Here is a 17,088-nt window from a genome sequence, read left to right as displayed (position 1 = left end):
ACAAGGAGAAGCACGCCATGTCCAACCCATCCACGCACCGCCGCGGCCTCCGCCGCACGACATACTCCCGGGCCCTGGTGCTGGCCCTCGCCGGTGTGGTCGGCATCGCCACGCCTGCGCTGGCCTCCGGGACCCTGGAGGAGATCCGGGAGCGGATGGAGCAGGTTGAGCGAGAGCACAAGCGGACGACCGGCGAGCGCGAGACGAGTGAGCAGCGCGCCACCGCCCTGGGGGAAGACCTCGAGCACACCAGTGCCGAGCTGGTCGCTGCGGACCAGGTGCTGCGGGAGACGACCGCCAAGGTTGAGGCCGCCCGCATCACGCTGCAGGAGGCCGAGCTGGACCTGGCTGACGCCGAGGCCGAGGCCGACCGGATCCAGACCCAGCTGGGGGTGGCGCGCGTCAGCGAGGCTTCGATCGAGGAATCCCTCGCGGCCAACGCGGACGAGCAGGCTGTCAGCCGCAGCACGGTGGGCGCGATCGCACGGGAGAGCTACAAGCAGGGTGGGCTCGGGTCCCTGGCGGCCACCCTGGAACTGCTCTCGGGCGAGGCGGACGCCGCGGACCAGATGGCGATGTCACGGACCGTGCTGCGGGTCCAGGACCAGCAGATCCGCTCGCTGGCCACGCAGGAGGCCGTGCAGGTCGCCGAGCAGGACCGGTTGACGGGCGTGCGGCAGGACATCGCCTACCTGCTGGCCCGGGCCGAGGCCGTGGTGGTCGCCAAGGATCAGGCCAGGGCCGCGGCGGAGACGGCAAAGCTCGACCTGGAGTCCCTGGAGGCGGAGCAAGCCCAGGCCCGGGAAGAGTTGGAGGCGCAGAAGGAGATCGTGCTGGCCTCCCTGGAGGCCGAGCAGCAGGTGTCCGAGGACCTCGAGGCTGAGCTCGCGCAGCTGGCCGAGAACAAGCACGGGCTCAAGCTCAAGGAGAAGGCGGAGCTGGAGCGCCTCGCGGAGGAGGAAGCCAAGCGCCTCGCGGAGGAGGAAGCCCGACGCAAGGCAGCCGAGGAGGCAGCCCGACAGGCCGCGGCAGAGGAGGCTGCCCGGCAACGAGCGGCCGAACGGGAGGCTGCCCGGCAGTTGGCGGCCGCCGAGGAGGCCCAGCGCCGGGCTGACGACGCCGCGCAGGCGGAGGCGGAGCGCCGGGCCGCGGCGGCCCAGGCCGAGGCAGAGGAGGCCCGTCGGGCCCAGGACGAAGCACGCCGGGAGGAGGAGCGCCGCCTAGCCGAGGAGGAGGCGCGCCGTGAGGAGGAGCGCCAGGCGGAGGAGGACATCTACCGGGCCTCCGTGCCCTCCCCCTCACCCTCGCCCTCGCCCTCGCCCTCGCCCTCGCCCTCGCCCTCGCCCTCGCCCTCGCCCTCACCCGTCCCCCCGTCCCCGCCCTCGTATCTCACCTATCCGGTCAACGCGCCGATCACCAGCGAGTTCGGCAACCGCCTGCACCCCGTGCTGGGCATCTGGCTGCTGCACGCCGGTATCGACTTCGGCGCGAACTGTGGCACACCGGTCGTGTCCGCGGCGGGCGGAGTGGTGTTCAGCACCGGCTACAACGACCGCAGTGGTCACTACGTGATCGTCGACCACGGGGTTCACCGTGGGGTCAACCTGACCACCACCTACATGCACTTCCAGAGCGCTCCCGTCGTGGCGTCCGGCCAGGCGGTGGACCAGGGTCAGGTGGTCGGCCATGTCGGGACCACCGGGTCCTCCACTGGCTGTCACCTGCACTTTGAGACCCGGGAGAACGGCAGCCCCGTCAACCCGCGCGGCTGGTTCTGACAGGGCTATCGCGGCGCCAGCCCCGGAAACTGCGGTGACGGCATACCTGGCTCTCGCCTAGACTTGAGCGGTTATGCCCAAGGAATCCGGACGCAAGCTAGTTGCCAGCAACAAGAAGGCCCGACACGAGTACCACATCGAGGACACCGTCGAGGCCGGCCTCGTGCTGACCGGGACCGAGGTGAAGTCGCTGCGTCAGGGACGTGCTTCGCTGGTTGACGGGTACGCCACCAGCTACGGCGGCGAGCTCTATCTGGAGGGCGTGCACATCCCTGAGTACACGCAGGGCACGTGGACCAACCACTCCGCGCGCCGGCGGCGCAAGTTGCTGCTGCACCGCCACGAGATCGACAAGCTGGTCGCCAAGGCCGAACAGGCAGGGCACACGATCGTCCCGCTCGCGCTCTACTTCAAGGACGGGCGGGCCAAGGTTGAGATCGCGCTCGCCAAGGGCAAGAAGATCCATGACAAGCGGCAGACGCTGCGCGAGCGGCAGGACCGTCGCGAGGCCGAGCGGGCCATGTCAGCCCACGTCAAGCGACAGCGCTGAGCCGGTTCAGCACCACCCGGGGTCTGGCGAACAGCAAGATGCCCGCCAGGGAGAAGGTCGCAGGCAGAGCGTAGACCAGCAGGTTCACCGGGTTGTTGAGGAAGGCCAGGATGAGGCCCAGGATGGCGGGGGCCTCCAGCAGCGCCACGCGCAGCATGACCATGGCCTGAAGGGCCGGGCCGAACGAGCCGCTCGATCCACGGCGTGCTGGAAGCATCAGGACGACACCCCAGGCGGCCACCGTGGCGAGGATCACTAGGCCAAGCGCCCACAGCTCGGGCGTGACCAGCTCGCCCCCCAGGACCACGAGCACGACCCCCATGACCACCAGCGCGCCAGCCATGGCGGACACCATGATGCTCAGGCTGACCAACAAGGGGCGCGGGACGTCCTGCGACCCCGGGTCCAAGCTCGGGTGATGTCGATCGGGTCGAAAGCTCGTCATAGTCGACACCCTGCCAGAGGCCGGGAATCTTCGTGGACTCCACACCGTTGGACCACTAGACTGACCAGTCTGGCCCCAGCGGCCAGCTGCTTGACAACTGCACAGCGTGAGACACCCCCCATGGGGGTGATCGGTTTCGACGTCATTCGGCACTTCAGGGGAAGCGGGTCGAGGATGCAAGGTCATCTCGTCAAACGATCCTTGCAAAACCAATAGCTGCCAATTCCAAGCGCAGCGACTTCGCCCTCGCCGCCTGAGCGAGCGCAAGTCTGTCAGCCTGAGTTCGTCACCGGCTCAGATCCTGGCACCGATTAGGTGACTAGCTGCACGGTCATGTCGAGGGACCGTGCGGGACTGCTACTCGACTGGGCCTGTCAGGGAACGTGTGCGCGCGAGCCCTGGGGCCGAGAAAATCCTGAGCGCACTGCACCCGGAGAAGCCCTGGTTTCCCGGTGACGGACGCGGGTTCAATTCCCGCCACCTCCACCCCTGTGTCTCACGCTGTGCGAGTTGTCGCACGTCAACCCCCAGAATCAGCCTCACGGCGCGGATCTGGGGGTTCGTGCGTCCGGGCAGGAGTGGCCACAAGTATGCCCAAGGTGTCACCAGAACTGACACAGGCTGGCACACCCAGGCTCGATCCGGAGGCGGATGACGTGAGCGCGAAGGGCGCGGGGGCCCTGCCTAACGCGGCGGTAAAGGCCAAGGCCGGGGGACTGGAGCACTTCGAGTTCCCGGCCGCGACCAAGCACCGTCGGGTCCGCCCCCATGACGACCACGGGGACGTGGCCTCCCCGGACCGCACCGCGCCGGTCCTCGCGGGTCTGCGCAGTGCCCGGGTCTCCTCGACCGCGCTCGACAGAGGAGCACGTCTAGCTTCACCTCACATCTGGTCATGCCGCGAGGCGCTGATCGTTCAGATGTGCATGAGAAGTGCCGTCCCTATGTGCAGCTGAGGCACGTGGTCCCTGGCTGGGACCAAGATGCTGGTCATGCCGGCGTGCACGGCGCCTCCGTCGGCGTGGGGGTGATCTCCTACGAACACGCACTCGTCAGCGGGAAGACCCAGGCGGTCCGCAGCGAGGGTGAAGATGCGTGGGTCTGGCTTGACGAGGCCTTCCTGGTAACTCAGGACGACGGTGTCGAGGTGGGTGAGCAGCCCCATCTGCGCCAGGCGTGGGCAGATGTCGAGGCCGATGTTTGACACGAGCCCAACTCGACGGCCCCGAGCCTTGAGTGCTTGGAGGAGGTCGATTGCCCCCGGGGCGGGAACCCACTGGACGGGCATCGTGTCGTAGAGGGCTGCCGCGAGTCGCGGGCTGCACGCTGCCTCGCTCGTGAGGACGCCCGTGAAGGCTTTGCGGTGCAGGTCTGGGTCGAGATCCCATTCGGAGTTCGGGTAACGCTGCCCTGCGCGTTCCCAGACCGTCCGTAGCACCGGCAGGATCTCGCTGACTTGGTCATCGCCGTCACCCGAGACCGCGGCCGCATCCCGTACCCATGTCTTCAGTGAGCCTGCGAGCGCCAGGGTTTGGTGAAAGTCGAAGATCACACCGTTCAACGCCATGCCCGCATCCTTACCCACCTGGCACCACGTGTGCTGGTCCCGCGGGCTATGGGGTCACCCAGACGAACGAGGTCGGCAGCCCTAGGGCAGAGCGCAGCTGCTCCGCGAACGGGCGCCGTTCATCGGCGTGGACCCATCGAGCATCAGGATGGCGCTGGTAGAGCCGGTCACCTCTCAAACGTGGAAGCACGTATACGTGGAAGTGCCACACGTCCTGGTCAGCATTAAGGGATGCTCCCATCCATGTCAGGCGTGCACTGAACGCTGATCGGCATGTCCATCCTGGGCTTCCGGCAGGTCGCTGGGGATGGGAGCATGCTCGATGTGCGTGTCACGCTGCAGTTTCACCCTGATTGGCCATTTGCTGACGGTTTGGTCATCGAGGCGATCGCCCGGGATGGGCGTTACTGCAGTCAGTTCGAGACGGGCACCTCCAACGGTGGTCTGACGGCGTTCGAGGGCGGGGAACGCTGGCGCTGGGAGAGTCGCCTCTTCGGTGGTCGCTACGACGGTGCCGACCACGGTCAGCGGCCGGTGTACGGGGCCTTGAACTTCGATGAAGACCCCTACGGAGGCTCCGTCCGGTTCGGATCGGCCCATCTCCGGTTGCGGGAGGAGGTCGCGGATCGGTGCACGTTCTGCTTTCCTGATTCAGTCTTCGAGCCCGAAGCGGTCTGCGGTCCCGGCGAGGTCGAACATCTCATTCGGCTGGCGCGCTTGAGTGATCTGGATCCGCTGGATCGGTACGTGGAGGCGCACGTTCACGGCCAGGTGTCCATCGCCCGCGATGTCGAAGCCGTGGTGCTGGATCCCTGCTACCGGGGCACACACGTTGAGAGAGCAGCTGTGACCTTGGGTTGTCCCGTGGAGTGGCATCTCGGTTTCGCCACCACCACTGCATCACTCGACGAGGCCTACCGGGGTGCTAAGTACGTACGACTTGCCCGGTCGCTGGGAACAGCGCTTACCCCCGACGTGATCGGCAAGGCCGCAAGGTCAGGAGACCACGACGGGCAGACATTGAAGAGGGTCTGGCACTATCTCGCCCGATACGGCCAGCGCGTCTAGCTCCCACCGGTCACCAGCAATCCCTGCGCTCACGAGCCATCCTGTGTTGCCCGCGTGTTGCGCGGGGCATGCCGAGTGCCCATCGCGGCCGAGCAGCCGGTAAGACCCCACACGGGTCGTCCCGGAGGGTTCGAGAAGGGCTGCGACTAGACTCCGGTGGTGCGCCGTTAGACATCCGATGTCTGCGCCCTCATGCGCAAGGCTTGAAGCTGTCGGACTACTGGCCCGTAAGGAAGTATCGCAGCAGGGTTGCCAGCTGCTCTGGATTCTCCTCGGCCATGTGATGACCGGATTGGATCACCCCGGACTCGGGCTCGGCCTTGCACCACGGGCGCCAGACTCCGCGCGGATCCTCGTACAGGGATTCCATGTCGTCCTGGCTAGACCAGGCGACAAGGGTGGGGCAGGTGATTCGCCGGCCCAAGGCGCGGTCGGCTTCGTCCGCGGCTCGGTCGACGTGCAGACCCGCGCGGTAGTCCTCGAGCATGGCCCGGACGGTGCGCGGATTGCTGACCGCAGCGACCGCGTCCTCGTAGTTCTCGCGCCCCATCACTGTAGGGTCGAGCTGGTACCAGGCGAGGGGATCTGCGGTGATGACGCGCTCGGCCTGGTCGGAGGCGAAGAAGAACCAGTGCCACCACGCTTCGGCGAAGCGCGCATCGGCGCGTTCGAGGGCTTCGAGGATCGGGACGCTGTCGAGCACGGCCAGGCGCGTGACGCGCTCCGCGTGATCCAAGGCCGTGCGGTAGGCGACGTAGCTGCCTCGATCATGACCGACGACCGCGAAGCGCTCGTGGCCCAGGTGCGTCATGAGTTCGGCGATATCGCCGGCCATGGCTCTATCGCTGTACGCACGGTGGTCGGCATCCGGTTCTGGTCCGAGGGACTGGCCGTAGCCGCGCAGGTCGGGACACACGACCGTCAGGCCGGCCTCGACCAGGCGGGGAGCGACCCCGTACCACGTCGTGTGCGTACGCGGGTGACCGTGCAGGAGAACGACCGCAGGCCCTTGCCCGCCGTGACGTACCCGCAAGACCACGTCGTCGCTGACGCGCACATGCTCTAGAGCAAAGCCGTCGAAGATCGCCACAACTACATCAAACCACCGAGCCAGCGCCACACTCTTCTACCGCGTGGAGCAACATAGAAACGCGGTCGTGATGCATCTCGATAGCGCTCGACGTTGGTACGGCTGGCTGGCTGGGTCTCCTGTGGGTGGGCGGGATCATCAGTTCGCTCCAAGAGGTGCTCGGAGCGGCCGCGGACGCCTGCGGCAACACTCGTCGGTCTCGTCGTGCACCAAGTTGTGTTGCATCTGGTCAGGGCAACTCTTCGTCAGTTCCAAGTTCGGTGCAATCCTGCGCCTGACGTACGACTTTGCCGCAGGCGCTGCGCTGATCGCTCAACGTGATCGATACAGGAATTTTGGCAGCTCGCGAAGGGAACGGATCCGGGCAGGTTCCTCACATGGGCCGGCGTTGGTGCGGTCGAGGTGAACGGCTTGGAGCCCAGCCTTCCTCGGAGCAACCACGTCTAGTGCATGCAGATCGCCCACGTGGAGCGCGCAGTCTACGTTGACCTGCAACGCCTGGCAGACGGTGCGGTAGGTGGAGAGGTCAGGCTTGGCTACCCCCAAGCTCTCGGCCGTGAACACATCTCCGACGCGGCCCTCCAGACCCACTGCCCTGAGTTTCGCGCGCTGCTGATCGTCGGTGCCGTTGGTGAGCAGCGCCGTTTGGACCGGGAGTTCTGCGAGGGCGCGCAACGTCTCGTCGACGTCATCGAAGATCTTCCATGAAGCCTCGTAGTGCCGGAGATACCCGGCGAAGACTTCATCCAGTTCGTCGTCGTCGCTGATCGAGATGTCGACGAGAGGAAGGAAATCGCGCAGGCGTCGGCGGCGCTGCTCAGCGAAGGTGATTTCGCGCGAGCGCCAGGCTGCGAAGTGCTTCTCCTCGGCAACGAACCAAGCCTCGGTTCGATCCTCCGTCGGGGACGGCGCACCTAGTTCGGGGAGCCACCAATGGAGCGCCTGAGTCGCCGCCCCGATGTGGTCTAGCAGTGTGCCATCAAGGTCGAAAATAACGGCCCGGATCCGCTTCACCGGCGGAGTTTACGGGCACATGCTCCTGCCGTGCCGGGAGTCCTGTGCGCGTGCCGTGTCACATTGGACATGAGCACCGTCACGTCCGACAGCGCCGCTCTCCGTGCGGCTGTGGCGGCGCATCGTGACGCCCTCGACGAGATCCTCCAGCGTTACGGCGCGACGAATCCGAGACTGTTCGGCCCCGTGGCTCGCGGTCACGCAAACGCGACAGCGACCTCGACCTTCTCGTGGATCTACTGCCCGACGCCGGAAAACCTGTTACGCGTGGCAGGCGTGAGCGAGGAGCTCAGCGAGGTGGCGGGGCGTCGTGTCGATGTGGCACGTCGCCAAGCATCCGTCACCGTCGCAACTCGGTGGTGGCGTGAGAGCTCATCACTATTTTTTCAGGGTGCCGCGATGCGTGGCCGCTCCGACCGCTGGACCGGAAAGCCGCGTTGCAGTGATGCGGGTGGATCAGACGGGTTAGGGCGCGCTTGAGCCCGCGATCAGGAAGACGCCCGAGCTTAGGAGCAGGGCGACGCGCACATGGTTCATGCGCGTCCAGGTCTGCGCGTAGCGGGGCCAGTAGGCGGCCGCCGCCGAGCTGGAGAAGTCGAGGGAGGCGAGGGCGTTGTTGCGCGGCACGTGGTATGCCGCGGTGGTGACAAAGGCGGCTATGGCCAGTCCAGCGCCGCTCACCAGCAGGACACGGTCGCCCGGTATGCGGTCCACCAAGGCAAGGGCACCGACGACGGAGCCGGCCGCTGCGGAGCCCAGCAGCGGAACCATGAGGGCGCTGCGTGGTGCCTTCTCGTTGATCGCCTGCATGGCGTGCACCGCTGACTCCACATCCAGGTCGCGCAGGGCAGGCATGACGAACGACGAGAAGGAGAACAGTGCACCACCGGCGAGGACCCCTGCGGCGCCTGCGGCGAGGGGGAGGATGTTGAGCAGCTGACTAGTCATGGGCCTCAGCCAAGCGGGCCTTGTCGATCGTATCCATACTCTATCCACGCTGATACCTTCGTCATCGTCTACGGTTGCGGTCATGGACGCAGTCTCCGCCGCTCTGGACGACCTACGTGGGCGAGGCGCCTTCGTCCTGCGATGCGAGCTCGAGGAACCCTTCCGGATCCGCGTGGAGGACGGCGCCGTGGTCACGGTCATCGCGCCGGTGCGTGGCTCGTTGACAATTCGGCACCCTTCGCTGCCCGAGGCGACCGCGGGTCCCGGTGAGGTTGTGGTCGTGCCGACCGGGGGCAGTTATGAGGTGCTTCCGGTGGGTAGCGGTCCTACAGTTCCTGGCGTGCGGATCCTCGCCGGAGGGCACTGCGCGGACGAGCAGGGCAATGACCTGTCGGCGGTGATGTGGCTGGACACCCGAGTGTGGGGAACCAGGTTGGGCGGTTCTCACGCCTTCCTCACCGGCAGTTACAACGCACCTGAGCAGCTGGGGAGCCTTCTGCTGCGCGGCCTTGAACAGATCGTCACGGCACAGGTTCCTCGCCATCTGGTAGCACTGCTGGTGGCCGAGCTGGCCGACGGCCAGCCCGGTCAGGCCGCGGTGCTTGACCGGTTGGTCGACCTGTTGCTCACCTCGGCGCTGCGCTCGTGGTTCGCCGACCGTACCCATGAGGCGCCGGTGGGCTGGCACGCCCAGTCCGACGAGATGATCGGACCAGTTCTGGACCTCATCCACCAGGCACCGGATCATCCGTGGAGCGTTGCCATGCTCGCTAGCCGGGTCGGCTGGTCTCGCGCGAGCGTGGCCCGCCGCTTCACTCAGCTGGTTGGGCAACCTCCCATGACCTACCTCACGCATTGGCGGATGACGCTGGCCGCCGACGCCCTGCGGCGCACCGACGACCCCGTCGGCGCGGTGGCGCGCCAGGTGGGTTATGACAATCCGTATGCGTTCTCCACCGCCTTCAAAGGGCATCATGGCGTGTCACCACGGGCCTACCGCGCTGCAAGCGTCAAAGGTCAGGCCTCGCAGCACCAGGACGAGGCCTCTCGGCGCTGAGGCCAGGCTTGCGTCCTGGAACGGGTGCGAATGTGCGACCCGCACCGCCCCCTTCAGGGCTGCACGCAACTGGCAGCGCCGGGTGCCCATGCCCCCAAGTCGAGACCTGCGTTGATCGCGCTAGGACGACGTCTTTGCGGCACTGCCTCGGCGACAGTTGTCGGCCGGTTGGCGCCCGAGACCCTTGTGGTGGTTAAGCGGGGAGGGCGAGGGGGGCGGGCTATGCCGGAAGGCTTGCGGCCTCCCGGTCGGGCGCGGTCCTCGTCGCTGTCCCGCGCGGGGCGAGGAGAGCGGCGGCCGCGAGGAGCAGGACCGCCGTCACGCCGCCGAGGGCCCAGTGGGCCGCGACGGACAGCTCGTCCACGTCTGACATCAGGTTGAGCGCAGAGATCGGCAACGCATGGCCGACCACGGCCGGCCAGACGCTGCCGAAGCGGGCGACGGCTGCGCTGAGGAGCAGGCCGAGGGGGAAGAGGCCCACGGTGGTGACTACGGCAATGAGCCACGGGATCGTCCCCTGCAGCGCCATCACGCCGTGCAGGGGGACGTGGAACGCCACCCACACGGCCGCAACGACGGACGAGGCGCGCCAGAACCCGAGGTGGCTGAGCGCCCGCTGCAGGAATCCGCGCCACGCGGCCTCCTCCCCGAGCGTGCTGAGGGAGAAGAACAGCACCATGGGGATGCCGAACAGCGCCACTTGGCCCAGGGCGGTCCATACCTGTGTCTGCGCCAGACCGGTGGCGCCCACGACCGCGGCGCTCAACGCGTAGGCCATCACGAGGATGCCCAAGGTCACGACGCTGCCGAGGAGAAGGCGACGCCACCCACCGGGCCGCAGTGCCCACCAGGTCGCGAGGCCGCCGGGCAGCGGCACGACACGGAGCACGACCAGAGTGAGCAGGGCTGGGAGCCATCGGCCGACGATGACGAACCACTCCGGGATGACGGTGTCGGAAAGCAGGAAAAGGCTGCAGATGACGGTGATGACGACCAGAGCCAGGGTGACGAAGAGGCGAGCCGCTCGACGCTCGAGGGTATTTGTTCGGTGCACAAACAGGAAGGTAGCATGCCCGGATGGCCTACCAGAGCACACCCGCCCGCCGCCGGGGCCCGCGCGGTGACGTCTCGGCCGACGCCCTCGCGAGGGCCGCGCACGGGGTGCTGAGTTCGAAGGGTCTGAGTGGTCTCTCGCTGCGGGCCGTCGCCCGTGCCGCCGGCGTCACCCCGAACGTGCTCTACACCTACTTCGCCGACATGGGGCAGCTACGCAACCGTCTGGGTGATGAGTTCCTCGGCCGGCTTGAGCTGGACCTGCTCCGGACCGACCCGCCGCGGGAGGCCCTACGTCACTTCCTGCGCCACGTGCTGGCGGTCTTCGCGTCCTCACCCGGCCATGTCCAGGCCCTGGCGGCACAGCGGGTCGTCGGCCCGCACTCCCTCGCCCTCAACGAGGCGCTGCTCGAGTTCTTCGAGGACGTCGTGGGGCACCCGCCTGCGATCGCTGCGGACGTGACGATCTTCCTCACCGAGTGGGTGCACGGCCGGATGATGCTCCAACCCTCCGACGTGGCGGACAATGCCTCTAGGACGGCCCTGACCGGCCTCGACCTCACCCCGTACCCGCGCACCGTCGCGATGTCCCCGGGCACGGGTGAAGACGCCGGCATCGATCTCGTGGTGCGCATCACCGTGCCGGAGCCGACCACATCTGCCGCCGGCTAGACGTCGTCAGCCGCAGGAGCAGGGGTGGTGCGAGTGCTCGCATCGGCCGTCCCACGTGGCTGCGGACCACCACCCACGCCAAACGGATCCGGAGGTCCGGAACGACGACGGGAGCATCGTTCGCAAGCGGACCGCATGGCCCGTCTCACCGAGGGCCGCCCGCGGGAGAGAATCAGCGGCATGCCGATCGTGCCGATCCCATCCGACCTGGAGCCCGAGGCAGCACAGCTGTGGCGTGACTGCGGCCTGACCCGTCCGTGGAACGATCCCGACGCCGACCTCGCTCGGGCCCTCGGGGGTCCGTCCTCCACGGTCCTTGCGGCGGTGGCGGACGGGGAACTACGTGGCACGGTGATGGTGGGTCACGACGGTCATCGCGGCTGGGTGTACTACCTGGCCGTCCAGCCGGACCATCGCGGAAACGGGATCGGGCGTGAGTTGATGCGTGCCGCTGAGTCATGGCTGCACGGGCGGGGCATACCCAAGCTGCAGCTCATGGTGCGGGCAGACAACACCGTCGTCATCGAGTTCTACGAGCGGATGGGCTATGTGGACCAGCAGGTCACTGTCCTCGGTCGATTCCTCGACGAGGACCTGCAGGCGCTACGTGAACAGAACTCGGCCCAACATCCTCGCTAAGACCACAGCTCTCCGGCGGGCACGGGGTAACAGGCGAAGGGGCTTGGGAGCCACCTGCCGAGGAGTCGACAAGCAGGCAGGTCCGTCATCCGGCGGAAGGACCCGTCCACCTTCCGCACGACTCCAGCCGGCTGAGCAGGCGGCGCCTCCCTCAGTTGGGCGCGCCGATATCGATGACACAGAACAGGTTGCCCGTGGGGTCGGCCAGGACGATGAAGTCGGCGTCCTCGGGATAGTCCCAGTCGACTCGAGTAGCACCCAGGGAGATCAAGCGCTCGACTTCGGCGCGTTGCTCCGCTTTGCTGTCCGTCCACAGATCCAGATGTGTGCGGTCTGTCCTGTCGAGGTGGAAACGACTGGCGCCGCTGTGCTGCGGAACCAAAAAGTCGGGGTTCGTGGCTCGGTCGTATCCGAGGGCATGGCTCCAGAAGGCGCCGGCACGCTCCGGGTCGGCAGTGTTCAGAACGATCGCTCCGATGCGGATCATGAGATCCATGCTATGGCCGGCGTCGGAAGTCGCACGGCCGATGACGCCGTGGGCCCGCGCGGGCCGGGAGAAGCCTGGCTTCGGGTGTCCGGCGAGGGTGGTCACACCTGGTGCCCAAGTGAATAGGCGACCGGTGCGCACCCCACTGGGGCGGTTAAGGTTCATGCTGTGAAGCCAACCTGGTCCCCGGGGTCGCAGACATCCTTGAGGGCCGCAAACCGCACTCGCGTGATGGAGACTCTCCAACGCGAGGGTTCGTTGACCCAGGTCGAGATCGCTGGGGTGACCGGACTGTCCGCCGCCTCGATCTCCACGCTCGTGCGCGAGCTCAACGACGAGGGTGCGGTGCGCCTGGAGCCGAGCATCCGCAACGGCCGACGCGCGACCCTCGTGTCCCTGCCTGGCCAACGGGGGATGCTGGCCGGCATAGCCATCGGGGACCGCGACCTGCGCGTCGCCGTCGTCGCCTCTCCCGCGGGTGACGTCCTCGAGCGCACCCGGCTGCCGCTGCCTTTCCAGCACGAACCCGATGAGACGCTGGCCAGGGCTGCCCGTCTGGTCGCCGACCTCCACACAGAGATCGGGCGGCCGGTGTCCGACCTTCGGGCGGTGGGGGTGGCGATGCAGGCGCCCGTGGACTCGGTCAGTGGGCAGGTGGGGTCCGAGAGCGTGATGCCGCGCTGGAGCGGGGTGATGCTGACCGAGGCGTTGCAAGCCCTGCTCAGGGTGCCAGTTCAGCTGGATAACGATGCCAACATGTCCGCCCTGGGCGAGCTGCGCGCCGGCGTGCTCGCTGGGGTCGCCAACGGTTGCTACCTGCGCGCCTCGCACGGGGTGTCAGCGGGCCTGGTGATCGGCGGCGAGGTGTTTAGCGGGGTCAGCGGTACGGCCGGGGAGATCGGCCACGTCACGCTTGATGAGAACGGTGCCATCTGCGCCTGCGGCAACCGCGGTTGCCTGGACACCCTGGTGGGCTCGCGGGCGCTGGTCGAGTCCGTGCGGGGCTCCCACGGCGACCTGCGCTTCACTGACCTTGTCACGCTCGCCGGACGAGGTGATGTGGGCTGCAGGCGGGTCCTGGCCGACGCCGGCATGCACCTGGGTGTGGCGGTGGCCGGTCTGATCAACCTGCTGAACCCCGAGGTCATCGTCCTTGGCGGTGACCTGCTCATGGCCCAGGAGTGGGTCCTGGGCCCCATGCAGGACTCGATCGAGCGGCGGGCCCTGCCCAGTGCCGCTGCCTCGGTCGAGCTGCGTCCCTCGGCGTTGGGCGCAGACGCCGACCTGCGCGGCTGCTTCGTCGCCGCAGCACAGATCTCGTCCTTCCATGAGCCGGATAGCGCCCACAGGGCAACTTGAATTCAAGTCTTGACTTCAAGGCCGAGAGTGTGACTTAGTTGGCTGCACGAGATGCCGATCAGCGTGGACGGCCCCGATCAAAGGACAGACCCATGACAGTTCACTCCTTGCGACGGACGGGTGCGGTCACCATGTCCGGCCTGCTCATCGCCGCCTTGACCGCATGTGGCAGCAACGAGCAGGCGGAGACCAACGATCCGGCGGAGACCGGCCCGGCAGCCGACGGCGAAACCTCCACCGAGGGCGACGCAGCGGGGCAGGCGGGGGAGGGGGAGTCCTTCGCGATCGCCCTGCTTCTGCCGGAGTCCAAGACGACCCGCTACGAGGCATTCGATCGCCCGTTGTTCGAGGCCGCCATCGCCGAGCAGTGCCCAGAGTGCACTGTGATCTACTCCAACGCCGACCAGGATCCTGCTCAGCAGCAGGAGCAAGCCGAGTCGGCACTGGCACAGGGCATCGACGTCATGGTGCTCGACGTGGTCGACGCCACCGCCGGCGAGGCGATCGTCAACAACGCCAAGGGCCAGGGCGTGCCCGTCGTCGCCTACGACCGTCTGGTCGCCGGGGCTGACTACTACGTCTCCTTCGACAACGCTGCGGTCGGCGAGCTGCAGGCGCAGACGCTGCTCGACATGCTCGAGGCCGAGGGCACGACGTCCGGTGACCTTGTCATGATCAACGGCTCCCCGACCGACGGCAACGCCGCCCTGTTCAAGGAGGGTGCACACGGTGTGTTCGACGCGAGCGAGTTCAACATCGTCGCCGAGTTCGACACCCCGGACTGGAGCCCGGACGCGGCGCAGCAGTGGATGGAGGGCCAGCTCAGCGCTCTGGACATGGACAGTGTGGTCGGCGTCTACGCCGCCAACGACGGCACCGCCGGCGGTGCGGTCACGGCGATGAAGGGCGGCGGCATCGAGCCGCTGCCTCCGGTGACGGGCCAGGACGCCGAGCTCGCCGGCATTCAGCGCATCGTCGCCGGGGATCAGGCCCTGACGATCTACAAGGCCATCGTCCCCGAGGCAGAGGACGCGGCGACCGCAGCCTTGGCGCTCGCCCGCGGTGAGACCCCGGAGTCGTCCACCGAGCTCGAGGGTGTGCCCAGCACGCTGCTCGACCCCGTCGCGGTCACGGCGGACAACATCATGGACACCGTCGTCGCAGATGGCTTCTACACCGTCGAGGACATCTGCACCGCCGAGTACGCGGACGCCTGCGCGGAGCTGGGCATCGAATGAGCACCTCCACCACCAACCCCGGCGTGGGCACCACGGTCCTGTCCATGGAGGGGGTGTCCAAGCGCTTCGGAGCAGTCCAAGCCCTGAGCGACATTACCCTCGAGGTCCGCGCCGGGGAGGTGGTGGCGCTTGTCGGGGACAACGGCGCCGGCAAGTCGACCCTGGTCAAGTCCATCGCGGGTGTGCACACGCCGGACCAAGGCCACCTCGAGATCGGCGGGAAGCAGGCTGTCGTCCGCGGGCCCGCCGAGGCTCAGAAGCTCGGCGTGGCCACGGTCTTCCAGGACCTCGCGCTGTGCGACAACCTCGACGTCGTGGGGAATCTCTTCCTCGGTCGGGAGATTCGGCGGGGCGGACAGCTCGACGAGGTCGAGATGGAGCGCCAGTCCTGGCAGCTGCTCCAGGAGCTGTCGGCCCGCATCCCCTCGGTGCGGATCCCCGTGGCCAGCCTCTCCGGCGGTCAGCGGCAAACCGTCGCGATCGCCCGGTCGTTGCTCGGCAACCCCAAGATCGTCATGCTCGACGAGCCGACGGCCGCCTTGGGAGTCGCCCAGACGGCCGAGGTCCTCAACCTCGTGGAGCGGCTGCGCGAGCGCGGGCTAGGAGTCCTGCTGATCAGCCACAACATGGCCGACGTCATGGCGGTCGCCGACCGCGTCGTCGTCCTGCGGCTGGGACGCAACAACGGCACCTTCACGGTCAGCCGGACCTCGAGCCAGGAGATCATCGCCGCCATCACTGGCGCCACCAACAACCCGGTCTCGGCGCGGGCGCACCGCCGCAGCCAGCAGGAGAAGAACTCATGACGCTGCCCACCTCCGACCCCACCGCATCGACGGAGGCCGCGACCGCGGTCGCGGCCGACCGGGCAGACGAGCGGCTGATCGCCTCGGTGGGCATCTCCGGTGCGTTCTCCACCTTCCGGGACCGCGTGAAGTCCGGCGACCTCGGCTCGCTGCCGGTGATCATCGGGCTGCTCGTCATCTGGGCGGTCTTCCAGGCACTTAACCCTGCGTTCCTGTCCAGCCGCAACATGGTCAACCTCACCCTGCAGTCCGCGGCTGTCGGCACCATCGCCCTGGGGATCGTGCTGGTCCTCCTGCTCGGGGAGATCGACCTGTCGGTCGGCTCGGTCAGCGGGGTGTCCTCCGCCATCGTCGCCGTGGGCTTCATCCAGCAGGGGTGGCCGCTTGCGGTAGCCATCCTCGCGGCCATCCTGGCAGGGTCGGCGATCGGGCTGCTCTACGGGTTGGTCTTCACCAGGTGGGGCGTGCCGTCGTTCGTCATCACCCTGGCGGGCCTGTTGGGCTTTCTCGGGCTCCAACTCTGGATCCTCGGCGATGCCGGCTCCATCAACCTGCCGTTCGAGTCCGCACTCGTGAAGTTCGCAACGGCGTGGTTCCTGCCCTCCTGGCTGTCCTATGCCGTCATCCTCCTGACCGTCGCGGGCTACGTGGCCGCCCGCCTGGCCGACAACCGCCGACGCGTCGGGGCCGGTCTCACCCCGCAGCCCCTCCACGGCGTCCTGGTCCGAGCAGTCGTCCTCGGCGTCATCGGATGCGCTGGCGCCTATGTGCTCAACCAGGACCGGGGCGTGTCGGTGATGTTCCTGACGTTCATCTTGCTGGTCTTCATCGTCGACGTCATGGTGCGGCGCACTAGCTGGGGCCGATCGGTGATGGCCATCGGCGGCAACGTGGAGGCTGCACGACGGGCTGGCATCAACGTCAAGCGCGTCTACGTGTCCGTCTTCATGGCCTGCTCCACCCTGGCTGCCGTGGGAGGCCTGTTCGCCGCGGCACGCCTGGCCTCCGCCAGCCAGTCCAGCGGTGGCGCCGACACCAACCTGACCGCGATCGCGGCGGCAGTCATCGGCGGAACCAGCCTGTTCGGCGGACGCGGCTCGGCGTGGTCAGCCGTACTTGGCATCTTGGTGCTCCAGTCGATCACGTCGGGCCTGAGTCTGCTCAGCCTCGACTCCTCCATCCGCTACATGGTCACCGGTGCCGTCCTCCTCCTCGCCGTCACCGTGGACTCCCTCACCCGGCGCAGCCGTGCCGCCCACGGGCGAGCCTGAGCGTTCGCCTGCTCGGATATGCCGTTCGCCCACCCGGGCGGCATGC

The 17,088-nt window shown here is 67.6% G+C and carries 17 protein-coding genes and 1 other RNA gene; 11 read left to right on the top strand and 7 right to left on the bottom strand.

Going from position 1 to position 17,088, the window contains the following annotated elements:
• Window positions 1-17: 17 nt before the first annotated feature.
• Both FY030_RS10295 and smpB read left to right on the top strand, forming a co-directional pair.
• The gene (locus FY030_RS10295; protein ID WP_158061427.1) at window positions 18-1,778 is read left to right on the top strand and encodes a M23 family metallopeptidase; all 1,761 of its coding nucleotides are present in this window, start codon (window positions 18-20) and stop codon (window positions 1,776-1,778) included.
• A gap of 73 nt (window positions 1,779-1,851) precedes the next feature.
• Complete coding sequence (smpB, locus tag FY030_RS10290; protein ID WP_158061426.1) at window positions 1,852-2,328, top strand: SsrA-binding protein SmpB; 477 nt, start codon at window positions 1,852-1,854, stop codon at window positions 2,326-2,328.
• Here smpB and FY030_RS10285 read toward each other — a convergent pair.
• On the bottom strand, window positions 2,312-2,683 hold the full coding sequence (locus tag FY030_RS10285; protein ID WP_158061425.1) for a hypothetical protein: 372 nt from the start codon (window positions 2,681-2,683) through the stop codon (window positions 2,312-2,314). The genes smpB and FY030_RS10285 overlap by 17 nt on opposite strands.
• A gap of 212 nt (window positions 2,684-2,895) precedes the next feature.
• Between FY030_RS10285 and ssrA the strand changes: the two genes are divergently transcribed.
• Window positions 2,896-3,262, top strand: a transfer-messenger RNA (tmRNA) gene (gene ssrA / locus FY030_RS10280).
• 427 nt (window positions 3,263-3,689) lie between these two features.
• Here ssrA and FY030_RS10275 read toward each other — a convergent pair.
• The gene (locus tag FY030_RS10275; RefSeq protein ID WP_158061424.1) at window positions 3,690-4,358 is read right to left on the bottom strand and encodes an HAD family hydrolase; all 669 of its coding nucleotides are present in this window, start codon (window positions 4,356-4,358) and stop codon (window positions 3,690-3,692) included.
• A 255-nt stretch (window positions 4,359-4,613) separates the two neighbouring features.
• Here FY030_RS10275 and FY030_RS10270 point away from each other — a divergent pair, with 255 nt between their 5' ends.
• Window positions 4,614-5,408 (top strand): DUF3626 domain-containing protein, encoded by a 795-nt coding sequence (locus FY030_RS10270; protein WP_238348228.1) that lies wholly within the window; start codon window positions 4,614-4,616, stop codon window positions 5,406-5,408.
• Window positions 5,409-5,625: 217 nt separating this feature from the next.
• Here FY030_RS10270 and FY030_RS10265 read toward each other — a convergent pair whose 3' ends face one another.
• The 3 genes from FY030_RS10265 to FY030_RS10255 form a co-directional block, all read right to left on the bottom strand.
• Entirely contained in the window at window positions 5,626-6,498 is an 873-nt protein-coding gene (locus FY030_RS10265) for an alpha/beta fold hydrolase (RefSeq protein WP_238348227.1), read from the bottom strand.
• A gap of 312 nt (window positions 6,499-6,810) precedes the next feature.
• A complete protein-coding gene (locus FY030_RS10260) occupies window positions 6,811-7,512 on the bottom strand; it encodes an HAD family hydrolase (RefSeq protein ID WP_202879690.1) in 702 nt (233 codons plus the stop codon).
• A 465-nt stretch (window positions 7,513-7,977) separates the two neighbouring features.
• On the bottom strand, window positions 7,978-8,460 hold the full coding sequence (locus FY030_RS10255) for an anthrone oxygenase family protein (protein WP_158061423.1): 483 nt from the start codon (window positions 8,458-8,460) through the stop codon (window positions 7,978-7,980).
• A gap of 82 nt (window positions 8,461-8,542) precedes the next feature.
• On the opposite strand from FY030_RS10255, the gene FY030_RS10250 reads away from it, so the two are divergent.
• Window positions 8,543-9,517: a helix-turn-helix transcriptional regulator gene (locus tag FY030_RS10250; RefSeq protein WP_192498565.1), complete on the top strand. Its 975-nt coding sequence runs from the start codon at window positions 8,543-8,545 to the stop codon at window positions 9,515-9,517.
• A 220-nt stretch (window positions 9,518-9,737) separates the two neighbouring features.
• On the opposite strand, the gene FY030_RS10245 is transcribed toward FY030_RS10250, so the two are convergent.
• Window positions 9,738-10,571 carry a CPBP family intramembrane glutamic endopeptidase gene (locus FY030_RS10245; RefSeq protein WP_158061421.1) on the bottom strand — a complete coding sequence of 278 codons (834 nt, stop codon included), beginning with the start codon at window positions 10,569-10,571 and terminating at the stop codon, window positions 9,738-9,740.
• A 23-nt stretch (window positions 10,572-10,594) separates the two neighbouring features.
• On the opposite strand from FY030_RS10245, the gene FY030_RS10240 reads away from it, so the two are divergent.
• A complete protein-coding gene (locus FY030_RS10240; protein WP_158061420.1) occupies window positions 10,595-11,242 on the top strand; it encodes a TetR/AcrR family transcriptional regulator in 648 nt (215 codons plus the stop codon).
• 180 nt (window positions 11,243-11,422) lie between these two features.
• A complete protein-coding gene (locus tag FY030_RS10235; protein ID WP_158061419.1) occupies window positions 11,423-11,881 on the top strand; it encodes a GNAT family acetyltransferase in 459 nt (152 codons plus the stop codon).
• Between the two features lie 151 nt (window positions 11,882-12,032).
• Here the strand turns inward: FY030_RS10235 and FY030_RS10230 are convergent, their stop codons facing one another.
• A complete protein-coding gene (locus tag FY030_RS10230; RefSeq protein WP_158061418.1) occupies window positions 12,033-12,368 on the bottom strand; it encodes a VOC family protein in 336 nt (111 codons plus the stop codon).
• Between the two features lie 168 nt (window positions 12,369-12,536).
• Between FY030_RS10230 and FY030_RS10225 the strand changes: the two genes are divergently transcribed.
• From FY030_RS10225 to FY030_RS10210, 4 genes are all read left to right on the top strand, one after another.
• Entirely contained in the window at window positions 12,537-13,727 is a 1,191-nt protein-coding gene (locus FY030_RS10225) for an ROK family transcriptional regulator (RefSeq protein ID WP_337692446.1), read from the top strand.
• A gap of 92 nt (window positions 13,728-13,819) precedes the next feature.
• Window positions 13,820-14,965, top strand: coding sequence for a substrate-binding domain-containing protein (locus FY030_RS10220; protein ID WP_238348226.1), 1,146 nt, complete (start codon window positions 13,820-13,822; stop codon window positions 14,963-14,965).
• Entirely contained in the window at window positions 14,962-15,771 is an 810-nt protein-coding gene (locus FY030_RS10215; RefSeq protein ID WP_158061416.1) for an ATP-binding cassette domain-containing protein, read from the top strand. Before FY030_RS10220 ends, FY030_RS10215 begins: the two co-directional genes overlap by 4 nt.
• Complete coding sequence (locus tag FY030_RS10210) at window positions 15,768-17,042, top strand: sugar ABC transporter permease (protein ID WP_158061415.1); 1,275 nt, start codon at window positions 15,768-15,770, stop codon at window positions 17,040-17,042. The genes FY030_RS10215 and FY030_RS10210 overlap by 4 nt, the downstream gene beginning before the upstream one ends.
• Window positions 17,043-17,088 lie beyond the last annotated feature (46 nt).

Source organism: Ornithinimicrobium pratense (assembly GCF_008843165.1).
GTDB lineage: Bacteria > Actinomycetota > Actinomycetes > Actinomycetales > Dermatophilaceae > Ornithinicoccus > Ornithinicoccus pratensis.
Note: the sequence above shows the minus strand (reverse complement) of the source record. Positions and strands in the feature narration are given on the sequence as shown.